The 25852-nt window shown below is 39.1% G+C and carries 25 protein-coding genes; 19 read left to right on the top strand and 6 right to left on the bottom strand.

What is annotated here, in order from left to right; genetic code table 11:
* Positions 1 to 42: 42 nt before the first annotated feature.
* The 3 genes from QPX86_RS09710 (at position 43) to QPX86_RS09700 (ending at position 5211) form a co-directional block, all read left to right on the top strand.
* Positions 43 to 2562, top strand: a complete 2520-nt coding sequence (locus QPX86_RS09710; protein ID WP_285165047.1) for a glycoside hydrolase family 15 protein — start codon at positions 43 to 45, stop codon at positions 2560 to 2562.
* A gap of 208 nt (positions 2563 to 2770) precedes the next feature.
* On the top strand, positions 2771 to 3871 hold the full coding sequence (locus QPX86_RS09705) for an ABC transporter substrate-binding protein (RefSeq protein WP_285165046.1): 1101 nt from the start codon (positions 2771 to 2773) through the stop codon (positions 3869 to 3871).
* Positions 3865 to 5211: a diguanylate cyclase domain-containing protein gene (locus QPX86_RS09700; RefSeq protein WP_285165045.1), complete on the top strand. Its 1347-nt coding sequence runs from the start codon at positions 3865 to 3867 to the stop codon at positions 5209 to 5211. The genes QPX86_RS09705 and QPX86_RS09700 overlap by 7 nt, the downstream gene beginning before the upstream one ends.
* A gap of 11 nt (positions 5212 to 5222) precedes the next feature.
* Here QPX86_RS09700 and QPX86_RS09695 read toward each other — a convergent pair whose 3' ends face one another.
* From QPX86_RS09695 to QPX86_RS09680, 4 genes are all read right to left on the bottom strand, one after another.
* The gene (locus QPX86_RS09695; protein ID WP_285165044.1) at positions 5223 to 6155 is read right to left on the bottom strand and encodes a DUF808 domain-containing protein; all 933 of its coding nucleotides are present in this window, start codon (positions 6153 to 6155) and stop codon (positions 5223 to 5225) included.
* Positions 6156 to 6333: 178 nt separating this feature from the next.
* Positions 6334 to 7293 carry a transporter gene (locus tag QPX86_RS09690; RefSeq protein WP_285165043.1) on the bottom strand — a complete coding sequence of 320 codons (960 nt, stop codon included), beginning with the start codon at positions 7291 to 7293 and terminating at the stop codon, positions 6334 to 6336.
* A gap of 191 nt (positions 7294 to 7484) precedes the next feature.
* Entirely contained in the window at positions 7485 to 8531 is a 1047-nt protein-coding gene (locus tag QPX86_RS09685; RefSeq protein ID WP_220755499.1) for a LacI family DNA-binding transcriptional regulator, read from the bottom strand.
* 89 nt (positions 8532 to 8620) lie between these two features.
* Positions 8621 to 9319 carry a DUF3334 family protein gene (locus tag QPX86_RS09680; protein WP_220755569.1) on the bottom strand — a complete coding sequence of 233 codons (699 nt, stop codon included), beginning with the start codon at positions 9317 to 9319 and terminating at the stop codon, positions 8621 to 8623.
* Positions 9320 to 9613: 294 nt separating this feature from the next.
* Here QPX86_RS09680 and QPX86_RS09675 point away from each other — a divergent pair, with 294 nt between their 5' ends.
* The 13 genes from QPX86_RS09675 to QPX86_RS09615 all read left to right on the top strand — a co-directional run bounded on the left by QPX86_RS09675 (position 9614) and on the right by QPX86_RS09615 (position 21749).
* Positions 9614 to 11251: a methyl-accepting chemotaxis protein gene (locus QPX86_RS09675; protein ID WP_285165042.1), complete on the top strand. Its 1638-nt coding sequence runs from the start codon at positions 9614 to 9616 to the stop codon at positions 11249 to 11251.
* 205 nt (positions 11252 to 11456) lie between these two features.
* Positions 11457 to 11714 carry an HPr family phosphocarrier protein gene (locus QPX86_RS09670; RefSeq protein ID WP_220755567.1) on the top strand — a complete coding sequence of 86 codons (258 nt, stop codon included), beginning with the start codon at positions 11457 to 11459 and terminating at the stop codon, positions 11712 to 11714.
* Between the two features lie 11 nt (positions 11715 to 11725).
* Entirely contained in the window at positions 11726 to 13420 is a 1695-nt protein-coding gene (gene ptsP, locus QPX86_RS09665; RefSeq protein ID WP_285165041.1) for a phosphoenolpyruvate--protein phosphotransferase, read from the top strand.
* A 100-nt stretch (positions 13421 to 13520) separates the two neighbouring features.
* Positions 13521 to 14030 (top strand): PTS glucose transporter subunit IIA, encoded by a 510-nt coding sequence (gene crr / locus QPX86_RS09660; RefSeq protein WP_285165040.1) that lies wholly within the window; start codon positions 13521 to 13523, stop codon positions 14028 to 14030.
* Positions 14031 to 14178: 148 nt separating this feature from the next.
* Complete coding sequence (locus QPX86_RS09655) at positions 14179 to 14529, top strand: ArsC family reductase (protein WP_220755564.1); 351 nt, start codon at positions 14179 to 14181, stop codon at positions 14527 to 14529.
* Positions 14529 to 15662: a succinyl-diaminopimelate desuccinylase gene (dapE, locus tag QPX86_RS09650; RefSeq protein WP_220755563.1), complete on the top strand. Its 1134-nt coding sequence runs from the start codon at positions 14529 to 14531 to the stop codon at positions 15660 to 15662. Before QPX86_RS09655 ends, dapE begins: the two co-directional genes overlap by 1 nt.
* Before the next feature lie 23 nt (positions 15663 to 15685).
* On the top strand, positions 15686 to 16393 hold the full coding sequence (locus QPX86_RS09645) for a M15 family metallopeptidase (RefSeq protein WP_259651405.1): 708 nt from the start codon (positions 15686 to 15688) through the stop codon (positions 16391 to 16393).
* Between the two features lie 101 nt (positions 16394 to 16494).
* Positions 16495 to 17304, top strand: a complete 810-nt coding sequence (locus QPX86_RS09640) for an alpha/beta fold hydrolase (RefSeq protein ID WP_220755562.1) — start codon at positions 16495 to 16497, stop codon at positions 17302 to 17304.
* A 147-nt stretch (positions 17305 to 17451) separates the two neighbouring features.
* Positions 17452 to 18081, top strand: coding sequence for a carbonate dehydratase (gene can, locus QPX86_RS09635; RefSeq protein WP_220755561.1), 630 nt, complete (start codon positions 17452 to 17454; stop codon positions 18079 to 18081).
* Between the two features lie 279 nt (positions 18082 to 18360).
* A complete protein-coding gene (kdnA, locus tag QPX86_RS09630; protein WP_220755560.1) occupies positions 18361 to 19545 on the top strand; it encodes an 8-amino-3,8-dideoxy-alpha-D-manno-octulosonate transaminase KdnA in 1185 nt (394 codons plus the stop codon).
* An 84-nt stretch (positions 19546 to 19629) separates the two neighbouring features.
* Positions 19630 to 20700 carry a 3-deoxy-alpha-D-manno-octulosonate 8-oxidase KdnB gene (gene kdnB, locus QPX86_RS09625; RefSeq protein ID WP_285165038.1) on the top strand — a complete coding sequence of 357 codons (1071 nt, stop codon included), beginning with the start codon at positions 19630 to 19632 and terminating at the stop codon, positions 20698 to 20700.
* A gap of 75 nt (positions 20701 to 20775) precedes the next feature.
* On the top strand, positions 20776 to 21513 hold the full coding sequence (gene kdsB / locus QPX86_RS09620) for an 8-amino-3,8-dideoxy-manno-octulosonate cytidylyltransferase KdsB (RefSeq protein WP_153913475.1): 738 nt from the start codon (positions 20776 to 20778) through the stop codon (positions 21511 to 21513).
* 26 nt (positions 21514 to 21539) lie between these two features.
* Positions 21540 to 21749, top strand: coding sequence for a DUF2897 family protein (locus QPX86_RS09615; protein ID WP_285165037.1), 210 nt, complete (start codon positions 21540 to 21542; stop codon positions 21747 to 21749).
* A gap of 84 nt (positions 21750 to 21833) precedes the next feature.
* Here the strand turns inward: QPX86_RS09615 and QPX86_RS09610 are convergent, their stop codons facing one another.
* Positions 21834 to 22928 (bottom strand): AI-2E family transporter, encoded by a 1095-nt coding sequence (locus tag QPX86_RS09610; RefSeq protein ID WP_285165036.1) that lies wholly within the window; start codon positions 22926 to 22928, stop codon positions 21834 to 21836.
* Between the two features lie 74 nt (positions 22929 to 23002).
* Positions 23003 to 23230, bottom strand: coding sequence for a sulfurtransferase TusA family protein (locus QPX86_RS09605; protein ID WP_220755374.1), 228 nt, complete (start codon positions 23228 to 23230; stop codon positions 23003 to 23005).
* Between the two features lie 128 nt (positions 23231 to 23358).
* Here QPX86_RS09605 and bepA point away from each other — a divergent pair, with 128 nt between their 5' ends.
* The 3 genes from bepA (at position 23359) to QPX86_RS09590 (ending at position 25669) form a co-directional block, all read left to right on the top strand.
* Entirely contained in the window at positions 23359 to 24828 is a 1470-nt protein-coding gene (bepA, locus tag QPX86_RS09600; RefSeq protein WP_220755375.1) for a beta-barrel assembly-enhancing protease, read from the top strand.
* Positions 24829 to 24932: 104 nt separating this feature from the next.
* Positions 24933 to 25283, top strand: coding sequence for an arsenate reductase (glutaredoxin) (gene arsC / locus QPX86_RS09595; protein ID WP_220755376.1), 351 nt, complete (start codon positions 24933 to 24935; stop codon positions 25281 to 25283).
* A gap of 8 nt (positions 25284 to 25291) precedes the next feature.
* Positions 25292 to 25669, top strand: a complete 378-nt coding sequence (locus QPX86_RS09590) for a DUF2069 domain-containing protein (RefSeq protein ID WP_285165034.1) — start codon at positions 25292 to 25294, stop codon at positions 25667 to 25669.
* Positions 25670 to 25852 lie beyond the last annotated feature (183 nt).

The following is a 25852-nucleotide window of genomic DNA, read 5'->3' as shown; positions in this document are numbered from 1 at the left end:
AAAAAATTTATAAAAAAGAATTCAATTTGGGGAACGTCAGTAATGAAAACCTTGTTAAATAATAAAGCCATTCTTAAAAGATCGGCCATCGCACAAGCAGTTAATACCGTCATCATTAGTGCATCAATTTTAACCCTATCTGCTTGTTCAGATACTAATTCAATTACTAAAGAAAGTGTTCAAAAACAAACGTCTCCAGCAGTTGCCAAATCAACTGTAACCAATGCACCTGTTAACGTAGCACCAGGTGCTCCAGGTATCGATCCAACATGGGCTTTTTCGGGCAAAACAGGCATTGGAACCTCTTATGAGCCTTATGTTGATGGTCAATACCAAAGCAGCGCTGAAAACCCTGTTAGTAAAGTATGGTTTTCGCTTGCCCAAGGAGTGTTAACTGAAACCATGTACGGCATGATCCACAATGCCCAGCTGAAAGAAATGCAGTTTGTCATCACTGGCGAAGACTTCGTCGATACAGAAAAAGAAGACACCATCAGCACCATTGAATATTTACACCAAGATGAACAAGGTCGCCCACTATCTTTAGCCTATAAAGTCACCAACAAAGCAAAAAATGGTCAATATCAAATTGAGAAACATTTTTTCACCGATCCTAATCGTGACAGCATGATGATGAAAGTGCTGTTCACGGCTTTTGCTGATGGTATTACTCCGCATCTATATGCTAACCCTCATATTGATAATAGCGGAGCCAATGATATTGCGTCAGTAGAAGGCCAAGCACTTATTGCCCATACCAGCAACGCTGATTCATCAGTGATGACCATCAAATCAGATGTAGCCTTCACTCAAGCTAGTGCAGGTTTTGTTGGCACATCTGGTGGATTAGTTGACTTAAAAGACAATGGCAAACTGGATAATCTTTATCTAACTACTTCTAACAGTGATAACAACTCTGCAGGTAACGTTGCACTTACCGCGCAATACCCAACACTCAATAAAGCACAAGGTAGCAACACACTTGAGATGAATGTGGCGATTGGTTTCGGCGCTGATAAGCAAAGTAGTATGGCGAATACTGAAGCGACGCTTGCTGCGGGCTACGATAAAGTATTAAGTGCATATTTAGGCGACGAAAAACATGTCGGATGGAAAGATTACCTAGCCTCTTTACCTGCTATAAACGCCATGAGCGCTAATACCACCGATAATGGACAACTACTTTATACCAGCGCACTGGTATTAAAAGCCCAAGAAGACAAAACCCACGCAGGTGCATTGATTGCATCTCTATCAAACCCTTGGGGCGATTCAGTTTCAGCTAAAGTGGGTAGCACTGGCTATAAAGCTGTATGGCCGCGTGATTTCTATCAATGCGCTATGGCATTTCTGGCTATGGGCGATACCGAAACACCTAAAGTTGCCTTTGAGTATTTGAAAAAGGTACAAGTCAGTCAACAAACACCTGAATATGTAGGTACACCCGGTTGGTTCTTACAAAAAACTCATGTTGATGGTGAAATAGAATGGGTTGGGGTGCAACTCGATCAAACTGCAATGCCAATCATGCTAGGTTGGAAATTATGGCAAGCTGGTGTTTTAACTGACGCTGAAATTACCCAGTGGTATCAAGAAATGCTGAAACCTGCAGCAGACTTTTTAGTGACTGGCGGTAAAGTAAAACTCGACTGGAACGAGACTGAAATTACTCCACCTAATACTCAACAAGAGCGCTGGGAAGAGCAAGCCGGTTTCTCCCCTTCTACGACTGCTGCAGTGATAGCAGGTCTTGTAGCAGCCAGTGATTTAGCCAAACTTGCAAAAGATGACCAAGGCGTTGAGTACTTAGCTATCGCCAAACAACTTGAAGCCAGTTTAGAAACGACCATGGTGACAAATAACGGCAACCTGGCTAAAGATAATAAACCTTATTATGTCCGTATTAGTCCTAACGGTAACCCGAACAATAATGACAAGTTACTTGATAATAATGGTAAGCCAGGCTTAGACCAACGTACCATTTTGGATGGTGGTTTTTTAGAGTTAGTCCGTTATGGCGTTAAAGATGCCAGTGATAGCGTCATTCAAAACAGTGTCATGCTTATAGACGATACGTCTTTAGAGCATAACCTGCGAGTAAAGTATGAATTTACCGCGAAAGATGGCAGTACAGTTCCTGGTTATCGTCGCTATGGTAACGACGGTTACGGTGAAGATATCACCACGGGGTTAAGTTACGCTGAAAAAGGCAATACTGCAGATCAACGCGGTCGCGTTTGGCCTTTCTTTACTGGTGAGCGTGGCCACTACGAATTAGCTCTAGCGAAGTCAACTGATACGCTAACACCTGAAGTTCATCAGCAGCTCATTAATACCTATGTCCAAGGGATGGAAACCTTTGCCAATGAAGGAATGATGTTGCCAGAGCAATCTTGGGATGGTGTGGGTAACCCAACACGCTATAACTACGAAATGGGACAAGGAACAAACTCTGCGACACCATTAGCTTGGACCCATGCCGAATACGTTAAGTTAGTTCGATCTATGACAGATAAAGCTGTTTGGGATTTCTACCCTGTGGTTGCAGATAGACTTAAGTAATCAACATTGGATCTTTAGTAATCTTTCAGCCCAAAAAAGCCACTTATTAAGTGGCTTTTTTGCATCATCCAAGCAGTGATTTGAGCTAATTTGCATCGCATTAGTTAATTCAGTCAAAATAATCGTAAAAAAACTTTAAATAACCACACAAAAATTGTTAGTTATTCTAGTATTAACAATAGGTATTTATTTGTCTAAGGAATGGACTTTGAAAAGTAAGCGCTGCGCCATACTATACTCGACTATCTCTATAAGACTGGCCATTACCTTGATTAGCTGTGTCGCACTCACATTATTGTTATTTACTCTATCTACCAGAGTTTCTACCCAACCTCATTTTGCAGAAATCAAAATTGGCGTTTCTCAAACCCCGCTTACCGCGCCTTTTATCATTGCAAAACATCTTGCAATGTTTGAACAAGCTAATCTCAATGTACAATTGGTCGAGTGTTTTGGCGGTGTTGCCTGCAGCGAGGCTTTAATTGCTGATCAAGTTGACTATGCAACTGTGTCAGAGTCTGTAGTGATGTTTAAAAGCTACCAAACCCAAGATATTGCCTTGTTAACCAGTTTTGTCCAATCCACAAATGATTTAAAGCTGCTTACTTTAAACAAGGATCTGCTGCTTAATAACAATCAAGACTCTAAAGAAGCAATTACTGGCACTAACATAAGTAACTCAGTAGAAAACCCAGCCCAAACCAATATTAACAAGGTTGGTATAGTCAAAGGCAGTGCTAGCGAATATTATTTCGACACCTTACTGGTAGCACAAGGTGGTGATGTGTCTCATATCGATAAAGTATACCTATCACCTAAACAGCTGGTTAATGCCTTAATTGCAAATCAAGTGGATGCAATATCTATTTGGGAGCCTTATGGATATCAACTAAACATGAGTGCCAGTAGCACAATTACCAATTTAGGCATTCAAGGTATTTACCAACTTAGCTTCAACTTAATCGCTAAAAGATCTAAATTATCACTAGATAACAACGTTAAAAATAAGCAAGTAACCTCACTTATCAATGTACTGGAACAATCAATAAACTGGATAAACAGTCACCCAGATGCAGCAATGCTTATCGTGGCTAAACACCTTGACGTACCATTAAACCAAATTAAATGGTCATGGAATGATTACATATTTAGATTATCGATCGGTAATTCTCTACTATCAAGCCTGCAAACTCAATCTCACTGGGCAAAACAAGGTGGTCTAGTTGAAGGACAAGAGCCTAACTTTCGTGACGTTATTTATAGACAACCATTTGAACAATCCAAAGCCTCCAAGGAGGCGAAATGGTAAATTCCATCAATGGAAAACTGATACTTTTGCTTTGCGTTAGTTTTATTTTTACTTTGCTGTTAAGTTTTTCGTTTTTACAAATTCATTCAGCTCAGCATAAAACGACAGATGCGCTTAGGTTTTTTTCTGGTTTACAGCAAAATATTGATGACCTTCGCAGCCAATTGTGGTTATTTGCTCAAAGACAAGACAGTGCCAGCTTTACTCAAGTAAAGTTATCCCATCAAACACTTGCGCTTAAACTGGAAAAGCAAAGTTTTTATACTCAACGTATTTTTAACCTTAAAAAATTAACCGATGACATGGCGTCATTAATATCACAAGAGCAAAGGCTTTCAATCCAATCAAATAGACTATCTGAGCAACAAATTAACCAAGCCCGTCAGCTATTACGTTACCGCTATAATATTTTGATCGAAAACATGTCGGAAGAAGTCGCCTATTTAAATAAGAAAACGCTAGACAGCAACGAGTTATCTATCACATCTGTCATGCTTTATTCAGCGCTGGGGTTAATTTTTGCAGCCATGTTCGTACTTGCAATTAATTTCTCAATCTATCAACGTTTCAAGATAGGTTTCGGCAGAATAAAGCTTGGGATACATGAACTATCAAAAGGTGAATTGACCCATAAAATAAACTCCGAGAATTTAGATACTGAATTTCGCATGCTGGCTTCATTCTTCAATAATATGACCAGCAAGCTTGATGCGAGTATGGTGTCAAAACAAGCGTTACAACAAGAAGTTGATAGACAAACCAGTGAGCTTGAGAGGCAAAAACAGCAGTTATTAATTCTATCTGAGAAAGATCATTTAACCGGAATTATGAATCGTAGAGCTTTAGAAAAAGCAATCGATAGTATTTTACTCAACGCTAAAATTTCACAAAGCAAGGTGGCGTTGTTTTTTCTAGATATTGATGACTTTAAAAATATAAACGATTCAATTGGTCATGACGCCGGTGATGAGGTGCTACAACAAGTATCGTCACGGTTACAGGCCTGTACACGTAAATCAGATATTGTTGGGCGCTTAGGTGGTGATGAATTTGTGATCTGCTTAGGCTTAGTAGATAACTTTGACCAAATAGCCCATAAGGCACAAACGATTTTAGATTCCCTTAGCACACCAATTAGGATTAATCATTCAGAGCTATCAATAAATATCAGTATGGGAGTTAGCTATTTTCCATTTCAAGCTAATACAAGAGACAGTTTAATCAAACAAGCTGACGAATTTATGTATAAGGCCAAACAGATCAAAGGAAGTGGTTGTTTTGATGGGCAAGAGTTACTTGCCCATGTTGATTTACTCGATGCTGCGCAATTAAACAAATAGTGTTATGAGGGTTAACTGCGTATTTTCGATAGTAGATTTATCAAGCTTAGCGCTATCGCACCTGCAATCACGCCAAACACCGCATTTAAAATGCTTGGAGTGAGTACGCCAAGTAAACCGCCAATATAGCTTATGTCACTCACCATTGTGGCTATCACTGTTATCTGGGCACTGATCGCGTGAATACCATGAGTTAAAATACCGCCTCCAACCATAAACATGGCAATAGTGCCCACAATCGTTAACCCTTTCATCAAATAAGGCGCTGAAGCAAGTAACCAAAAGCCAAGCTTATGCCACATTACGACCAATGTGCCCTCACCTTTTCGTTGAGTTAAGTACAGCCCCAAGTCATCAATTTTAACAATACCGGCCACTAATCCGTAAACCCCAACAGTCATGATAATAGCAATCACACTCAAGGTAAGAAATTGACTTAGTAAGCTACTTTCAGCGACTACGCCCAAACTTATAGCAATAATCTCAGCTGATAGAACAAAATCGGTCCTGATAGCGCCTTTGATTTTTTTCTTTTCAAAGTCGTCAATATCTTGCTGAGACTTTTCAATAATCTCTTGTTCTGAAATGTCGTCTTTTTTGTCTTTTCGGTAGACATAGGAGTGATGAATTTTTTCAAACCCTTCAAAGCATAAAAATAAACCACCAAACATTAACAGCGGAGTGATCGCCCAAGGAATAAAAGCACTGATGAGTAATGCAGCAGGTACCAATATGAGTTTATTCATAAAGGAGCCTTTCGCTACGGCCCAAACTACGGGTAACTCTCGCTCTGAGGCAACACCTGAGACTTGCTGAGCATTAAGGGCTAAGTCATCACCTAACACACCTGCAGTCTTTCTGGCCGCAATTTTACTCATTGCAGCAACATCATCTAAAATCGCAGCTATGTCATCCAATAACATTAATAAGCTTGCACCTGCCATGTTTCTTCCTTGCGTTGTTTAATGCGTTTCTATTATTTATAGCTGAGAGATTTAAACATACGTCTTGTGAGTACCAATTCAATAAACGTTGCTTTAAATGAACTAAATTATCAATAAACTGTGTTATCAATCAGCTGTGTTATCGATAAAATGAGCGACACAGGCCATAATGACTCAGTTAAAAAGCATATTGCCAGACAAGCCCCAGCGTATCGAAATCATTACCAATTCGGGTAATAACACCGGTACTGGCATAAAGTTTCATACTATGGTGTTGATTGAAAGCTAAAGAGTATGTGAGCCCAAACCGTGAGTTGTCTTGTTCATCATCTGCATCAATGCCGTTCTTGCTTGTTTCACCACCAATAAAATAGTTACCGCTTAATGACAGCCACTGTCCTCGAGCAATACTATAAATAATATGCCCTTGAAAGGTATATTGTGCCTGTTTTTCAAGAAATGTTTGGTTATAAAACTTGTCGTTATCACTATAAAACCGAATCGAGGTCATCGCACTGTATTGCCAATCGCCAACGGTATAAGACATGCCGAAGCCGGGTCTGAACACCCATTGATTAGCACCGGCATTAATCAATTTATTTTCGTCATATGTACCTAGCGGTATACTTAATTGTAAACTGGCTCCCATCACTAAGCCTTCTTGATATTTAGCAAAATCTTTTCGCTCTATAGCTGGCGCACCATAGAAGTTCCAGGTAAGTCTCACATTAGGGTCGCCATATCCACAGCGATCAGCTTCAACTATCTCGCCTTGATAATTTGCTGAACCTTGCATGCAAATTCTAGCCATCGACATGTCAACTTTTGCAGAGCTACCAGCTAATGCAAATGAATGAGCATAAGCTAAAACGGCAGCATCAAGGTTCAACTCTGCATCTTTTAATGGTACTGATGGAGACGGAGATAGCGCACCTTCTGAATGCAGGTATCCCGCTGCCATAAAATGCATATCGATAGGTATATTTGTATAACTGCGGGGTTCGAGATCTTGTGAGTTAACTGAAAAAGCTATCAAATAGAGTAAGCTGCATAGGGCAACAATGATGAATGTATACCTAGAGGAAAATGAGCAAACTGAAATAGTAAAGTGGTCAGATTGATTCGAAGCATTATCCATAATTGCTCTTATATTGAATTGTTTACGTTCGAAGTTTTTCTTAAATAACTGAGCGCTAAATCAAGCCTTTAACAAAAGGCTATTTAAATTTTGCCGCCAATACTCTGGAGTAATAGCTCTGGAGTAATAGCGACTTAATCCCATTCAATCACTATCTTGTTTCAAATAAATTCACAGCCATATTTGCACGTTTATGACTCATCTTCAGAGTCAGCATTACTGCCACAAGAATGACGAACCACCATATTAGTTGGAATAAGTTGGGGTCCTACTTCTTTGCCTCGAATTAATTTCAATAAACTTTCTACTAAGATTTCCCCCGCAAGCTTAGTGTTTTGCTTAACTGTCGTTAGTGAAGGGTTAGCAAAGCTTGCAACAGGTATATCATCATAACCAACCACTGCTATATCTTCTGGAACTCTAACACCACGTTTTTTAAGTGCGCGAATAGCCCCAATAGCGATAAGATCACTTGCAGCAAAAATGGCTTCAAATCCATGACCGCTATCTAAAAGTTTCATTGCAGCATCAAAACCTGAACTTTCGGTGCTAATCGCATCAAACTGACATTTTTTATTCAGTTTAATACCTTGTTTTTTTAACACTTCTGCATGGCCAAGGTAACGGTCGCGAAATTCAGGGCTGTGTTCAGATGCATCACCCAAAAAAGCAATCTTACTTAATCCCAGAGAGATAATGTGCTCAGTGGCAATTACACCACCTTGATGATTGTCACAACCAATAGATAAGACTTCTTTGTTATTATGTTCAGCCCCCCAAATAATAAAATGGGTATTTTGTTCTAAAAGTTTTTGCAGCTTGTGTTCATAATCCACGTAATCGCCGTAACCTAACAAGATAATACCATCAGCTTTATTACTGTCTTCGTAATCAGCGTGCCAGTCACTGGAAAGCTGTTGGAAAGAAACTAATAAATCATAGCCTTGTTGCGCTGTAGCTCGTGTGATTGAGCCGAGCATGGACAAAAAGAAAGGGTTAATTAATGATTCATCGTTGGTCGGATCTTCACAAATTAATAAAGCTAATGTGTGGCTATTTTGAGTGCGTAGATTACTGGCATTTTTATCAACTTTATAATTAAGCTCTTTGGCAATGGCTTGAATTCGTTGACGAGTTTCTAGATTGACTAAGGGGCTGTTTCTCAACGCCCGAGAAACAGTTGACTGAGAAACACCTGCGCGATAGGCGATATCAATTGAGGTAGCTTTAGATGTCATATTAGCATCAGGCCTTTTTATAGTTATTTTAGGTACTCACACTCTGTTTATACCTAAAATAACGCTAATAATCACCGTTTTAATTTAATTTATAAACCCAATTCATTCAATAAATCATCGGCATCATCTGTAACAACAACTTGTTCATCTTTTTTAGCCACGGGTTTTGCTTGCTTATTACTGCCATTCCCATGGGCTTCGATAAGTGAATCTGGATCAAATTCTTCATCTAATTCAAACTCTTTCAGTTTAATAAATTCAGTTTTGTCCATTGCAAATTCAAGGTAAAAAATATGATTATCAGCTGTTTTGAATGACACTCTTCTTGATACCGCTTCATCTAAATTAGTGTCAATCGATATAGTTAACTCTTTATTAATGGTTAACATCTTTGGTTGACTTTGACTGATCGATGTTTGCAACTCTTTTGAAATTGTTTTGATGAAATCTCCTAAAATTTGGTTCATCAATTCTCCCATCACGTTACCAACATCATCAGAAGTATGGGAAAAAGCTAATTCAGACTCAGGCATGCCCATATTGATCATGTAGCGACGATAGATTTCAATAGCAGCTTCTTTTGAAAAATTAATCACCACTAAACCCGAGAAACCGCCATCAAAAATGGAAAAACAACCTAAATCAGGCTTCAAACAGGTGCGGGTAATATTTTGCACCATACCGGCATGGGTAACTTGACTGTCACTGGTACTAGAAAGAACGTGGGAAACGGAGTGACATAGCTTAAGCAAGATGTCATCGGTAGTAACAATTTGAACTGAATCCATAGCAATTTTTACCTAGTTTTACTTTTTCCTCATTCTGAGGCTTATCGAATAATAAATCAAAGCCAAAACATCTCATTAGCAAAAATAAAAAACTGACGTAACACTGAGTGCATTAACAATTTGAAAATTATGATTTTCTAAACTTAGCTCGATGACTCTTTATTGGGCAATATTTGTATCTTTATGTAAAAAGACATCAATGGATCACACTTCTCGTATTAAGAAGTTCTTTCCAGAACTAAAACTGTCTATATTTGCCCAATATATTGTAAAAAAACATTGTTAAGGATATTTATGATCGCCTTCTTACGACAGTTAACTATTTTGAAACGTCTCATCATTATGTTGGCTCTGGCGGCAATAGGTACAGTCTGTTTTGCGAGTTTTTCAATCAATGAACAATACAATAACCTTATCAATCAAAAGAAAGTGCAAATAGAAGCGCAAGTCTCCACTGCGACATCTTTATTAAATGCCTTACTTAGACAAAGTAATCACCAACAAGATCTAGCCAGTTTAAAGCAACAATCTTTAACCCTTATATCCGAGCTACGTTACGGTCACAATGAATCTTACATTGTAGTAAACCAAGATAACGTCATTATTAGTTTCCCAGAAGTCAGCTCTCTTGAAGGACGTTCGTTTGATAGCTATGTAGCATCTGATGGTTCAAAACCATTAATCGAACTGGTCAGCAATGCGCGTAGAATGACCACCAGCCAACTTGAGTATCAACATAACTTGTCATCGACCTCAGGGGTTGAAACCATTTTATCAGGAGCCGAGTACTTCTCAGATTGGGGCTGGACTATTATCGCCCATGCTAGTGCCGGTGATGTAAAAGAGAGTATGGGTAGTGTGGTGATTAATTATCTAATAATCATGATGCTTATTTCTATTCCAATTTTTGGCTTTTTCTTACTATTAAATGTGTCTATCACCTCGCCTATTAATGCTGCGATTGCTGCAATGGAAGATATAGCACAAGGTGAAGGCGATTTATCTAGACGTCTAGATAATAGTGGTAAAGATGAAGTAGCCAAAATGGCTGATGCCTTTAATGATTTTGTCATCAAAATTACAGCTGTTGTATCAGAGCTGAAGCCACTAGGCAAAGAGTTAGATACCGATGCACAGCATTTATTAGTCGCTGTTGAAGAGTCAAATCAAAGTGCTGAGCTCATTCACAGTGAAACTCAAAGTGTTGCAACAGCAGTTAATCAAATGCTCGCGACCACCAACGATATGGCACAAAATACTTATCAAGCTGCTGATGGGGCAAATAACGTTAAGCAACAAGCACAGCAGTCTCATACCTTTATGCAAGAAACTGTGCATGAAACCGATCTGTTGGTGACCGAACTTAAAAATGCTGAAAATGTTACTCACGATTTAGGCAAGTCTTCTGCAGAAATTAGCTCAATTCTGGACACTATTGGTGGTATTGCTGACCAAACTAATTTACTTGCACTTAATGCAGCGATTGAAGCAGCCCGTGCTGGTGAGTATGGCCGTGGTTTTGCAGTCGTTGCTGACGAAGTGCGTGCGTTAGCAACTCGTACTCAAGCCTCTACCAATGAAATCAATAAAATTATTACCAACATCCATGATGGTGTGGAGTTAGTAATTAAAAGCAATACAGAAACCCAAGAGCAATCAATACAATTACAAAGCAAAGCGATTCAGTCACAAGAAGCAATGACGGAAATATTAGCCGTTATAGCAACCATCAGCGACATGAACACTCAGCTTGCTAGTGCAACCGAAGAACAGTCTCAAGTCACTGAAGAAATCAACCGCAATATCACGACAATTTCAGAGTTAACTGAAATTGCGGTAAGAACCAACGAAACTAACTCTCATGCTGCGCAATCATTGCAAATCATCAGTCAAAATGTGACTGAAAATCTAGGTCAATTCAAAACAGACTAACTTTCCCAAGGTGCCATCAATTTGAGTGGCACCTTTTTTCCTAATAAAACTCTATCACTTACCCTATATTTAACCACTCAAGTTAGCTTTCAAGATAAATGAATCATTATTAATTTCTAAACTAGACTATTGCTGCAAACTTACTGTTAGCAGGGTCGAGTTTACGGTACTATTTGTCTCATTATTAATGAACGAGTTAGTGTAGATGTACGAAAAGACCGTCACCATTATTGCTCCCCACGGAATACACACCCGCCCTGCCGCTTTATTAGTCAAAGCTGCAAAAAACTTTGACTGTGACGTCATAGTCGAATGTAATGGCAAACAAGCGAGTGCCAAAAGTTTGTTTAAATTACAAACCTTAGGGTTATATCAAGGCCAATCTGTTAAGGTATTTGCTGATGGAGCACAGGCTCAAATAGCGGTAGAAACTGTCTCTGAATTACTTATCACTCTAAGCTAACAGGAACGTTTATGGCAGTAACAGGTATTGTAGTGTCACCCGGGGTCGCATTTGGACAAGCGGTTCATATTAACCTGCATAATCAAACTGTCGATTATCGTTTATTACCTGTTGCCGACATTGCAAAAGAATGTGAAAAAGCTACCAAAGCAATTGGCTTTCTTAGCAGCCACTTAAAACATTGTCAGTCAAAAATTGAGCCAGACAGTGAACACTTCCACTTAATCGATGCCGACATCATGCTTTTAGAAGATGATGATTTAGCAGAGCAGCTCAAAAACTATATTACCCGCTTTAGATTTTCTGCTGTTGTTTCGGTTGAACGAATATTTGCCCAACATGCAGAAGAACTAGCGCAACTCGATGACCCTTATATGGCAAATCGCAGTAATGATGTTATTTGCTTGGGTAAGCGACTCATGTCGGCGGTAAACGGAACATTGCAATGGGACGTTTCAAAGCTTACTGATAACAGCATTTTACTGGCTGAAGATATTACCCCTGCTGAGTTTGCCACTATTCCGTTAAACAAAATTAAAGGGATTGTTCTACAAACAGGCGGCTTAACCAGTCATACCGCTATTTTGGCCAAAGCTGCTGGGATCCCCGCTCTACTCAGTTGCCAATTTAATACTTATGATATCAATGATGGTAGCCCGCTAATATTAGATGCTTTCAGCGGTGAGCTTCATATCAATCCATCACCCGAAACCAAGCAGTTATTACAACAAAAATTAGCACAAGAAACTCAACGTCGCGCTGCTTTATTACACTATGTTGATAAGCCAAGCGTTACCCTTGATGGCCATCCTGTTTGCTTACTGGCAAATGTCAGCAGCCTCAACGATATTACTCAAATCGAACACAGTGGCGCTGCCGGCATTGGCTTATTTAGAACCGAGTTTTTACTGATGCAAGTTGATTCCGTACCCGATGAAAAACAGCAATATCAACAATATTGTGATGCACTGCATAGTTTAAATGGCAAAGTACTCACCATTCGAACCTTCGACATCGGTGCAGATAAAGAAATCCCTTGTTTAAGCCAGCAGTATGAAGATAACCCTGCCTTAGGTGTTCGTGGCATACGTTATAGTCTTCAACATCAATCACTATTTACTACCCAAATCAAAGCAGTGCTGCGAGCTGCTAATCACGGCCGAATAAGACTGTTATTTCCAATGGTGAACCAGGTTGAAGAGCTTGAACAAGCTTTCGAGTTAATCGATTGGTGCAAACAGCAGCTTATTGAAGAAGAGAAAGGGTTTGGAGAGCTAAATATAGGCATTATGGTCGAAACACCAGCCGCAGTACTTAATTTGCCGCACTTATTGCCTAAGTTAGATTTTATTAGTATTGGTAGCAATGACTTAACTCAATATACATTAGCGGCAGACAGGGGCAACCCAGTATTAGTGAAAGACTATCCGCCAGTGTCCCCTGCAATGATCAGATTTATAAAAATGGCGGTCGATACCTGTAAAATACATCAAACCAAAGTGTGTTTGTGTGGTGAATTAGCCAGTGATACGAAACTAATTAGTTTATTAGTCGGTCTAGGAATTGATGAGCTAAGTGTTAATACGGCCAGCTTATTGGATGTTAAAGCCACTATTTGTAATGGCCAATATCAACATTTTTACACCCAAGCACAACAAGCGCTAGGCTTTAGCCACATAGAACAATTAAACCAGTTATTCAGTTAATTTGACTTTATTTAGTATTTTTCAATATTTATTGTTTATAAAAAAATCAGACAACACTAGAATAAAACCATAAAAACATTATAAAAAGAGGCTATATCTCATGGGATTTTTAAGCCGTATACGCCGACTTATTTCAGGACAACCGACCTTAAACGGCGGTATTGAAATTTTTGCTCCTGTATCAGGCGATCTAGTAGAAATTGAACAAGTACCAGACGTAGTTTTTGCAGAGAAAATCGTCGGCGATGGATTAGCGATTAATCCAACAGGCAAGCTCATTTTAGCGCCCATTGATGGCACGATCGGCAAAATATTTGAAACCAATCATGCTTTTAGTATTGAGTCAGCTCAAGGTCTTGAGCTGTTCGTCCATTTTGGTGTTGGTACAGTCGAACTTCGTGGCAATGGATTCAAACGCTTAGCTGAAGAAGGCCAACAAGTAAAAGTGGGCGATCCAATATTAGAATTTGACTTGGAATACTTAACTGACCAAGTAGAAAGCTTATTGACCCCTGTCGTGCTGGCAAATATGGAAGATGTACAATATTTAGTTAAAGCGCAAGGTCAGGTTATCGCCGGTAAAGATGTCATCTTTACTGTTGAGTTGTAATAGTTGAGCTCAAACTTTTATAGAATCAATTTATTTAACCCTACGAATGATTAAGTAGTACTGTGCAATAAATGACTTTGAAATGTTCGACTGGATAATTCAATAGTCAGTACTGCGATAAAACAAGATCCAAGGAAAAAAACACACAATGAGTAATAGCGTTATTTATGGCATCAAAAATTGCGATACCGTTCGTAAAGCACGTAAATGGTTAGAATCTGAAAACCAAGCTTTCACTTTCCACGATTTTCGTGAACAAGGCATTAACGCTGACATCATTAACCAATGGTTTGAACTAGCAGATTGGGAGTTACTGTTTAATAAACGTAGCACGAGTTTTCGTAACTTAACCGATGATCAAAAATCCGATATTACGAAAGAAAAAGCGCTGCAGTTAATGGTGGAGTTTCCAACTTTAATTAAACGACCAGTGTTAGTTCAAAACAATCAAATCTTAATCGGTTTCAAGGCTGCAGATTACCAAGCGTGGTTTAAATAATGACTCAGGAAGTATTAGAACTCACTAAAGACTTGCTTGCTCGTCCTTCAGTTACCCCGCTAGATGAAGGTTGTCAAAAGCTGATGGGTGACAGACTCGCTATAGCCGGGTTCAATATTGAATCTATGGTATTTGATGACACCACTAACATGTGGGCAAGACGTGGGACAAAAAGTCCAGTCTTTTGTTTTGCTGGCCACACTGATGTGGTGCCTACTGGCGATTTAAGTAAGTGGCACACGCCCCCTTTTGAGCCAACAGTCATTGATGATTATATTCACGGCCGCGGCGCTGCTGACATGAAAGGCTCGCTAGCCGCAATGGTTGTGGCAACTGAACGTTTTGTTGCTAAGCATCCTGATCATAAAGGCTCAATTGCGTTTTTAATTACCAGTGATGAAGAAGGACCGTTCATCAATGGGACTACGCGTGTTATTGATACTCTTGAAGCTCGAAATGAGAAAATCACTTGGTCATTAGTAGGAGAGCCTTCATCGACTCATAAACTAGGTGATGTAGTTAAAAACGGCCGCCGAGGAAGTCTTACTGGTAATTTAACTGTCAAAGGAATTCAAGGCCATGTAGCCTACCCTCATCTTGCTGATAACCCGATACACAAAGCATCACCAGCTTTAGCTGAACTTGCTCAAATGCATTGGGATAATGGTAACGAATTTTTTCCACCGACCAGTTTTCAAATAGCCAACATTAATGGCGGAACTGGCGCATCAAATGTAATTCCAGGTGATTTGCAGGTGATGTTTAACTTCAGATACTCAACTGAAGTCACTGCGGAAGAATTAATTAAACGAGTATTAAATATTCTTGATGCCCACGGTTTAGATTATGACATCGATTGGGTATTTAACGGCTTGCCGTTTTTAACCGGTGACGGGCCATTACTGGAAGCTACAAAAGCTGCTATTTTGGATGTCACAGGTTACGAAACCGATCCACAAACATCAGGCGGCACATCAGATGGACGCTTTATCGCACCAACAGGCGCTCAAGTCATCGAGCTTGGCCCTGTGAATGCCACCATTCATAAAATTAATGAGTGCGTAAAAGTGTCTGACCTAGAAATTTTAGCGCTTTGCTATGAATCAATTTTAGAAAAACTGCTTTGCGAGTAACCAACCTGTCAGAGCCACAAAACTTGGCTAAATTGACAAATCTGCAACATCCAGCCTTATATGGGCTGGATGAATCTCACCTTGTACCACTAGGCCAATTCTTACTGACGTCAGGAACGTTAACTGCGTTTAATAAAATGCAGCAACATGCCCTATCTGATGGTATTGATATTCAGATTTGTTCAGCTTATCGAAATTTCGAGCGCCAAATGGCTATTTGGAATGGTAAAGCACAAGGTAAGCGCACGTTGCTTGATATTAATAACCAGCCAATTGATTACTCACGCTTAACAGATGAGCAATTAGTAGATGCCATTCTATGTTGGTCTGCGCTACCAGGAGCTTCACGGCATCATTGGGGGACAGATATTGATGTATTTGATGGTAATAACATTAGCAAGGCTGATTTAAAATTAATCAGTGATGAGTATGTTGATAATGGCCCTTGCGCTCAGTTAGCTAGTTGGCTAAATCAGCATGCAAAAGAACATGGATTTTACTTACCTTATCAGGCAAAAAAAAGTGGTGTTAGCCCTGAGCCATGGCATTTAAGCTATTTTCCCGAGTCTTCAAAGTTATTATCACAATATCAGCAAGATTCCTTACGACAGCTCTTGTCTCAAGCTGAAATCACTTTACAATCAGCCCTGCTTAAAAAACTTGATACTCTAGTTGACCATTATGTGTTTTTTGTCGCTAATTCGCCCGAGTTATCTGAAGTAACTGTTTAATGATGCATAATCGTAAACCAATATTGTCGCTATATTTAAGCACTGTCATTCACATCAGCCTAAGCTGATAATTTTTATCGTTTCCCGTTTTAGAGAACACCATGACTCAATCAGTACCGCTAAGTGTTAACATCGATAGTCACCAGCTTCATTACACAGATGAAGGTCAAGGACCTGTGTTATTTTTTATCCATGGTTTCCTCTCTGATAATACGATGTGGCGACCTCAGATCGAACAATTAAGCCAAAACTATCGCTGTATTGCTGTTGATTTGTGGGCTCATGGTCAGTCAGAAGCAATGCCTTCAGGCACTACCTCGTTGATTACAATTGCTGAGCACTGCTTGGCATTACTTACGTCACTTGAAATTGAAAACTGCACTGTTTTAGGTAATGGCACAGGTGGCGCAATTGCTGCTGAAATGGTGTTGTCAAAGCCTACAAAAATTTCAAAACTGGTACTTTCAAATGCTTTTATCGGTTTTGAGCCTCAAGTTAATTGCGCCAAATATCAAGGGTGGATAGACCAAGCCAATGAGCAAAAAGAGTGCAGCGCTTCATTAGCTGAAATAGTCGCAAACAAATTCTTTATTGCATCACAAGAGTCTGAAGCAAAAAATGCTTTAGTTCATAAGCTTACTAATTTATCAGCTTTACAAATTGAACAACTCGCATTGTTTAGCCCATTAGCACTATATAAACGTGACACTTTAGAATTGGTTGAACAATTCGCTTTACCCTGCTTAATCATGATTGGTGAACAAAACCAACTTAGAACAATGCTAGAAGCTTATTTAATGCAAGATTGCATCTCAGGTAGTCAACTGGTGCAAATCGCTAATGGTGGACACTTTTCAAATATTGAACAAGCTGAGAAAGTGAATCAAACCTTAGAAACATTTCTTAGCTAAGCGTGAAATGATTTCAATTTAATAAATTGAATGGATAGACCAGCATAATTTAAATTGCTGATATACTCTTGAAAATGATAATAATCAGCTAATGGCTGAATAAAAATCACTCTACATCTTTCACTATTATTTGGGTCTAAACAATAAATGAAATTACTTAAGCCTCTATTTGATAACAATCGCCGCTGGGCTGAACGTATAAACGAAGAAGACCCTGATTTCTTCAAACAACTCGCCGAACAACAAAATCCTGAGTATTTATGGATAGGGTGTTCTGATAGCCGCGTACCTTCTAATCAGATTATTGACTTGATGCCAGGTGAAGTTTTTGTTCACCGTAACATTGCCAATATGGTCATTCACACTGACTTAAACTGTTTGTCTGTTATTCAGTATGCCGTTGAAGTCCTTAAAGTTAAACACATTATGGTGGTTGGCCATTACGGTTGTGGTGGCGTTAAAGCCTCAATGAGTAACGAACGTTTTGGACTTATTGATAACTGGCTAGGTCACTTAAAGGATATTTATCGCCTACATAGCATAGACCTTGAGAAGCTTGATGAAGAACAACGTTTTAATCGTCTATGCGAATTAAACGTGATGGAACAAGTTGCCAATGTCACCAGCACATCAATTGTTCAAGATGCTTGGGATCGTGGTCAAGAAGTCGCTATTCACGGTTGGATTTACGGAATTAATAATGGGTTATTAACCGACTTAGATGTGACTGTTTTCAGTGAACATGCTAACGCGAAGGACGAAACGCCAACAAGTTGATATCCATGAAGTAAGATCAATAAAATCAAATAACACACAACAAAGCCCACTGATAATGTGGGCTTTGTTGTTTTTATCTATTAATTTTAAACAGTTACATACTCGAGTTTAGCTTCTGTCATATAAAAATTAGCATTTAATGAATCTAATATGCTGAAACTTCCATGCAATCACACGTAAACGTCATATAGTTAATGCAATTAACGCCCTAACCCAGTTATAATCTTCGGGTTTATTTAGCGCGACCTCGCGCACTGCATTTTTTAGGAGATAATTTCCATGCCAGGTTTTGAATTATTTGGTCCAGAGGAAAAGCAAGAAGTCGCTGATGTGATGGAAAATGGTTTTACCTTTCGTTATAACTTCGATCACATGCGTAACGATCGTTGGAAGACTCGTGAGATGGAAGCCCTTCTTTGCGAAAAGATGAATGCTAAGCATGCTCATCTTGTTTCTAGTGGCACCGCCGCATTACAAACAGCTATGGCTGCAGCAGGTATTGGCGCCGGTGATGAAGTTATCGTTCCTCCGTTTACCTTTGTTGCTTCAGTGGAAGCAGTATTTATGGCTGGCGCAGTCCCTATTTTTGCCGAGATTGATGAAACACTTTGTTTATCTCCAGAAGGGATTGAAGCGGCAATCACACCACGCACTAAAGCAATCAACCTTGTTCACATGTGTGGTTCAATGGCTAAAATGGACGAAATTTTAGCGGTATGTAAAAAGCACAACCTAGTTATTCTTGAAGATGCTTGTCAAGCCATTGGCGGCAGCTATAAAGGTAAAGCCTTAGGTACTATTGGTGATGTGGGTTGTTATTCATTTGATTCTGTTAAAACCATCACCTGTGGTGAAGGCGGCGCAATCATGACGAATAACGAAACTATTTATAACCATGCGCACATGTTTTCAGATCACGGCCATGACCACGTTGGTAATGACCGCGGTGCAGAAGGACACCCTATCATGGGTCTAAACTTCCGTATTTCTGAAATGAATTCTGCAATGGGTCTTGCTCAGTTACGTAAGCTAGATAAAATCATCGATATTCAGCGTACCAACAAAAAGCTGATTAAAGATGCCATGGCTGATATCCCAGAAGTGACTTTCCGTGAAATTCCAGATCCTGAAGGTGATTCAGCTGGTTTCTTAACTTTCTTAATGCCAACAGAAGAACGTACTGTCGAAATTAACAAAAAGTTAGCTGCAAACGGCGTTGATGGTTGTTTCTACTGGTATGTAAACAACTGGCATTACCTAAATAACTGGAAGCACATTCAAGAGCTTAAATCTCCGGCTGCATTACCGATCACATTAATTCAAGATCGTCCAGATTACACTAAGGTTGAAACACCTAAGTCTGATGCCATCATGAGCCGTACTATTTCGATGCTAATTAAACTGTCTTGGACAGAAGAAGAAATAGCCCAGCGTATTGAAAACATCAAACGTGCTTTTGCTTAATTAATCAGATTATTTCTATCGCGCCTTTTGCAAATTGGCGCGATAGTACTTTTTACAGTACTAATCTCAACGGAGAATGTTGTAATGAGTTTCAAAAATTTTAAATGCGTACCAAAAATGATTTTTGGTCGCGGTTCATTTGCTCAACTTGATGCCGTACTTGCAGAAGAGCGTAAAGAAGCTAACGATTTCGTGGTTTTTTTAGTTGATGATGTGCATCAAGATAAACAACTTGCTGGCCGTGTTCCTGCAAAGGATCATGACTTATTAATCTATGTGAATGTAGATGATGAGCCTACAACGAAACAAGTGGATGCACTAACAGAACAAGTTCAAGCTTTTAATACTAAACTTCCAGTGAGTGTTATTGGTCTTGGTGGTGGTTCTACCCTTGATTTAGCTAAAGCAGTATCACTTATGCTAACCAACGAAGGTGGCAGTGCTGAATATCAAGGTTGGGATTTAATTAAGAATCCAGCCGTTCATCACATTGGTATTCCAACTGTTTCTGGTACAGGTGCTGAAGCGTCACGTACTGCTGTACTTTGTGGCCCTGTTCGTAAGCTTGGTTTAAACTCAGATTACACTGTTTTTGACCAAATCATTATGGATTCTGAACTGATTGCAGGTGTTCCAACAGATCAGTGGTTCTATACAGGTATGGATTGTTACATCCACTGTGTTGAATCACTAGAAGGTACATACCTAAACGAATTTGCTAAAGCATTCGCTGAAAAGTCTATGGACTTATGCCGTGAAGTTTTCATCGACAATCACGAAGAAAAAGACGACAAGTTAATGATGGCATCTTACATGGGTGGTATGAGTATCGCTTATAGTCAAGTTGGCGCATGTCACGCAGTTTCATACGGCTTAGGTTATGTATTAGGTTACCATCACGGTATCGGTAACTGTTTAGCATTTGACGTACTTGAAGAGTTTTACCCAGAAGGCGTTAAAGAATTCCGTAAAATGATGGAAGTTCATAACATCACGTTACCGAAAAACATCTGTAAAGATTTACCAGATGAAACTATCGCTAAGATGGTTGCAGTGACTAAGAGCATGGGCCCATTATGGGACAATGTTTACGGCGCAGGCTGGGAAGAAAAAGTTACTGATGAAATGCTGACTAAGTTATTCCGTCGCATTTAATTTAGCCCTAAAAGCTATCTTTAAGGGCTCATTAGAGCCCTTTTGTTTATCGTTTTAAGATAAGTAGGTTTATTGATGAAAGTTACTCTTTTAATCCCTGCTAGATATGGTTCTAGCCGTTTCCCTGGCAAACCACTAGCACCTATTAATGGTAAGCCAATGATTCAACACGTTTTCGAACGTGCATCATTAGCTAAAGGATTAGATAATATTTATGTTGCAACTGATGACGACCGTATAAAAGAAGCGGTAGAGTCATTTGGTGGCCAAGTTGTCATGACTAGCCCAGAAGCGGCATCAGGCACCGATCGCATTAATGATGCTATTAGCCAACTTGGTTTGGCTGATGATGATTTGGTGATAAACCTTCAAGGTGACCAACCACTTATTGACCCTATTTCAATTGAACAGATTATTAGCCTTTTTGAACGCCATCCAGGTGAGTTTGAAATGGCGACATTAGGCTTTGAAATTATCGACAAGCAAGAACGTGATGACCCGCTTCACGTTAAAATGGTTTTCGATAATGAGTTTAATGCATTATATTTCTCGCGCTCATGCATTCCATTTGGCCGTGACACAGATGACTACCCTGTTTATAAGCACCTTGGCGTTTATGCGTATACCCGTCGCTTTGTTAATGCCTTTGCTAAGTTGCCTCTAGGGCGTTTAGAAGATTTAGAGAAATTAGAGCAACTTCGCGCCTTAGAATATGGCCATAAAATCAAAGTTGCAATTAGTGCCTTTGATTCCCCAGAAGTTGACACGCCTGAAGATATACGCAAATGTGAACAACGTTTAGCTGTTGATTAGACAAGTTATTATTAAATGAGGTAGGCATGGATTTATCTGGTTTAGAAGTGTGGATCATTATCATCTTAGTTGTTGGTATTATTGCCAGTAATTTAGCCGTTTTAAAATATAGTGCTAAGTTTAAAATGCCTCAATTTGGTGAACCCAAAAAACCAAACAGTGATAATAACGCTGACAATAGTCATAAAACTGAAAGTGCCATCGATGATAATAGCGATACTGAAATCAACAAGTAAAATCGACAAGTAATATACTGAACACTTTAACAAAAAAGGAGACTCAAATGAGTCTCCTTTTTTTACATTAGAAATCTAATTGACCTACTTAGAAGGTACTTCTTCATCTACTTTAACTTCTATTGGAGGTCTATTATCAGGCCAAGCATTGATAACGGCTTTGACTAAAGATGCCAAAGGTATTGCAAAGAATACGCCCCATACCCCCCACAGACCACCAAAAACAAGTACTGCTGCAATAATCAAAACTGGATGTAAATCAACAGCATCTGAGAATAAGACTGGTACTAACACATTGCCATCTAAAGCTTGGATAATACCGTAACCTATCATCACATAGCCAAACTCAGGACTGACCCCCCATTGAACAAATGCAACCAATGCAATTGGCAAGGTTACTAATGTAGCACCGACATATGGGATAAGAACTGAAAGCCCAGTCAGCACCCCTAATAATGCAGAGTATCTAAGACCCATTACAGCAAAGAAAATATAACTGACAGTACCTACGATGACGATTTCAATGACTTTCCCGCGGATATAGTTGAAAATTTGCTGATCCATTTCGAACCAAACTTTTCTGGCTAAATCACGATTATTAGGAAAAAAGCGTTTACTGCTCTTAATAAGTTGGTCTTTGTCTTTTAAAAAGAAGAATACGAGTAACGGTACTAAAATCACATATACCATCAATACTAATAAAGAAGCAGAAAAACCTAATAATTGCTTGCCTATATCCAGTAAATGTTGGGTATCAACAAGTTTTTTTAGCTCAATCACCATAGCATCAATCTGTTCGATACTAATATATTGCGGGTAGTTTTCACTTAAGGAAACGAGAGACTGCATCCCTGTATCAATCATTAATGGTAAATCTGTCGCTAACGCGATGCCTTGGCGCCAAAGACTCGGAACAAGACCGAATGCTAGTAATACCATCAAACCGATAAACAATACTAAAATTAACGAAGCACCTAGAGTGCGATTGATACCAAATTTTGCTATCTGAGCAACAGGCCACTCTAATAAAAAAGCCAACACTAACGCCACCAATAATGGCGCCAGTAGTCCACCAGCAAAATAAAGTAGTAACCCTATCCCAAGTAAAATAAACACTAATGTAATCGCGTGAGGATCACTGAATCTGGCTTTATACCAATCACTTAAAAATGAGAGCATCGTTTTACCTAAAAAGAAATACAGTTTTAGTTGTTATAATCGGATTCTATCTTATTAGAACTATATGATTATACTTATATATTGTTAAGTTTTGTGATGTTCAATGACATAGATTTATCATTATCATCAGTAATTTGAACTTGATAGCCAATTTTTTTAAAAAACAGCGGAACATCTCGACGTGAACCAGAGTCAGAGATACTAATTGCCAATGTTTCACCCGGTAGCATCTTTTTTAAAGCTAGCTTAATTTGCACCAAGGGATAGGGGCATTGATGAGCAGTTAAATCAATAAATTTCATTATGAACTTGCTTTACACATTCTATGGCTATTATCCTAGCAAGGACAATAAACCACAAGCGATACCATTAAGGTGTTGATGTAATTTTGCTTGCCACCCTGTTGAAATAATTATAATAAAGGTTTCATTTGCGCAAATTATCGTTTACTCAGTTTTCTAAAGGTGTTTTAACAACCGCAGTAAGTTTACTACTAACTGCTGGAGTTGCTAAAAGCTTCGCGAATAATGACCTTCCAGATCTTGGTACTGCCGCCGTAAACACATTTAGTCTTGAAAAAGAAATGGTGTATGGCGATGCCTATATGCGTGTTATCCGTTCATCAGCACCTGTTATTAGCGATCCAGTTTTAAACCAATATCTGTCAGAGCTTGGTAATAAATTGGTGGCTCATGCAACGGGAGTAAAAACCCCCTTTTATTTCTTTTTATTAAGAAATGATGAAATCAACGCATTCGCTTTTTTTGGCGGTCATGTCGGTGTCCATACTGGTTTGTTTTTACATGCTGATACTGAAAGTGAGCTTGCATCTGTGCTTGCGCACGAAATCACTCACGTTACCCAACGACATTTAGCTCGCTCACTTGAAGCGCAAGATAAAAGCTCTACCGCAACGATTGTTGGAATGCTAGGCGCTATTTTACTCACTATTGCAGCCCCTCAAGCGGGTATGGCTGCTTTAGCAACTACTCAAGCATTATCAACGCAAGCTAGAATTAACTTCACCCGTTTACATGAACGTGAAGCCGATAGAATTGGTATGCAAATTCTAGCCGATGCAGGTTTCGATCCTAATGGCGCCTCTGATTTTTTCCAAAAGTTAGCCATTCGTTATCGCTTTACCACTACTCCGCCTCAAATGTTGTTGACTCACCCTTTACCTGAATCACGTATTACTGATGCTAGAAATCGAGCAGCACAATATCCTAATCGATATATACCGGACCAATTAAATTACCAACTTGCTAAAGCGCGTATACAAGTTCGATTTTCTAGTTATAGCGACCAAGCTGCAATGTCTCTATTTGATAAACAATTAAAAAAGAAAACATATACTTTTAAAAGTGCAGCACTTTACGGTAAAGCTTTAGCGTTATTTAGAGTGAAAAAGTTTGATGAAGCTGAAAAAATTATCGATGAGTTACTTGAAAATGATCGTAATAATTTATTTTACATCGATACCAAAACAGATTTATTAGCCCAAAAAGATGATTATGAAGCAGCAATAGAACTCCTAAAACATCATAAACGTCTTAAGCCAACATCACTGGTTATTGCTGCCAACCTCGCTAACATTTATGTGGAGGCAGACCAGCCGCGTAAAGCAATTCCATTATTAGAAGATCTCATTTTCTTAGATAAGCAAAATACTTTACCTTATCAGCTAATGACTCAAGCCTATCGCAAGCTTGGGAATAAAGCGCTCGAACACTACAGTAATGCCGAAGCCATGGCTCTTGCTGCCAATTATGACGGCGCAATTGACCAACTTAATTATGCTTACCGCCATTCTGAAGGACAAACATTACAAATTGCCCGAATAGAAGCCCGTATACGTCAATTTAGACAAGCTAAACGGTCTTTGGATGCATTAAAATAACTCTATAAAGTTATTTATTACTCAGCCACATCAATCCGATGTGGCTAACCATCTCATCTAAAGTTTGATAAACTGTCGCCAAAATAAAGATAACAAGTGATCCTATGACAAATGTAACGCTATACCATAACCCTCGCTGCTCGAAAAGTCGTCAATCACTAGCATTGCTTGAAGAAAATAATGCTAACGTCACGATCGTTGAATACCTCAAAACGGTACCAACAACCGAAGAACTAAACCATATTTTGACCTTATTAGCGCTTTCACCTAGAGAGTTAATGCGCACCAAAGAAAAAGAATATAAAGAACTTCACTTAGCCGACGAGTCTTTATCTCAAGCGCAATTAGTTCAAGCAATGATCGAAACACCAAAATTAATTGAAAGACCTATTGCCTTAGCAAATGGAAGAGCTGCAATAGGCCGCCCTCCAGAAAATATTTTAGCGATATTGTGAGCTTCAAAATGACAACACATACTTTATTTCAATTATGCCGTGTCGGTTATGTTGCTTTACTCATGCTGCTATCAGGATGGTTTATACAGCAAGGATTGACCGGTGAATATTCAATGGCGTTTAGCTTATTATGGATTTTACCTTTATTACTCCCTATTAAGGGGATCTTAACCGGCAAGCCATACACCTATGCTTGGGCAAGTTTTATTCTCTGCCTATATTTACTTCATGGATTGACTTTAGTCTACGTCACAGAAGACGCGCTTTATTTTGCGTTAATCGAATCGGTACTGATTAGTGCATTACTCGTCGGATTCCCTTTCTACGCACGAATACGCGGCAGAGAGTTAGGGTTAGGCTTAAAAAAGAAGTCAAAAAAAGACTAATTTGAATTTTATTGGAAACCAAAAGCGCCTTCGGCGCTTTTTTTATATCACTTTTAGAGGTAAACAAATGATTGCAACCTGGTTGCCAACTGGTTAATTCCTTCTTTTTGTACAATAAATCCCATGCTATAGTGACATGTCAGTCACTTGATTGAATGTAGTAATAAGCAACGGAGATTGTAT

Source organism: Shewanella goraebulensis, from assembly GCF_030252245.1.
GTDB lineage: Bacteria > Pseudomonadota > Gammaproteobacteria > Enterobacterales > Shewanellaceae > Shewanella > Shewanella goraebulensis.
The sequence above is the reverse complement of the archived record's forward strand: the minus strand, read 5'-3'. Positions and strand labels throughout refer to the sequence as shown.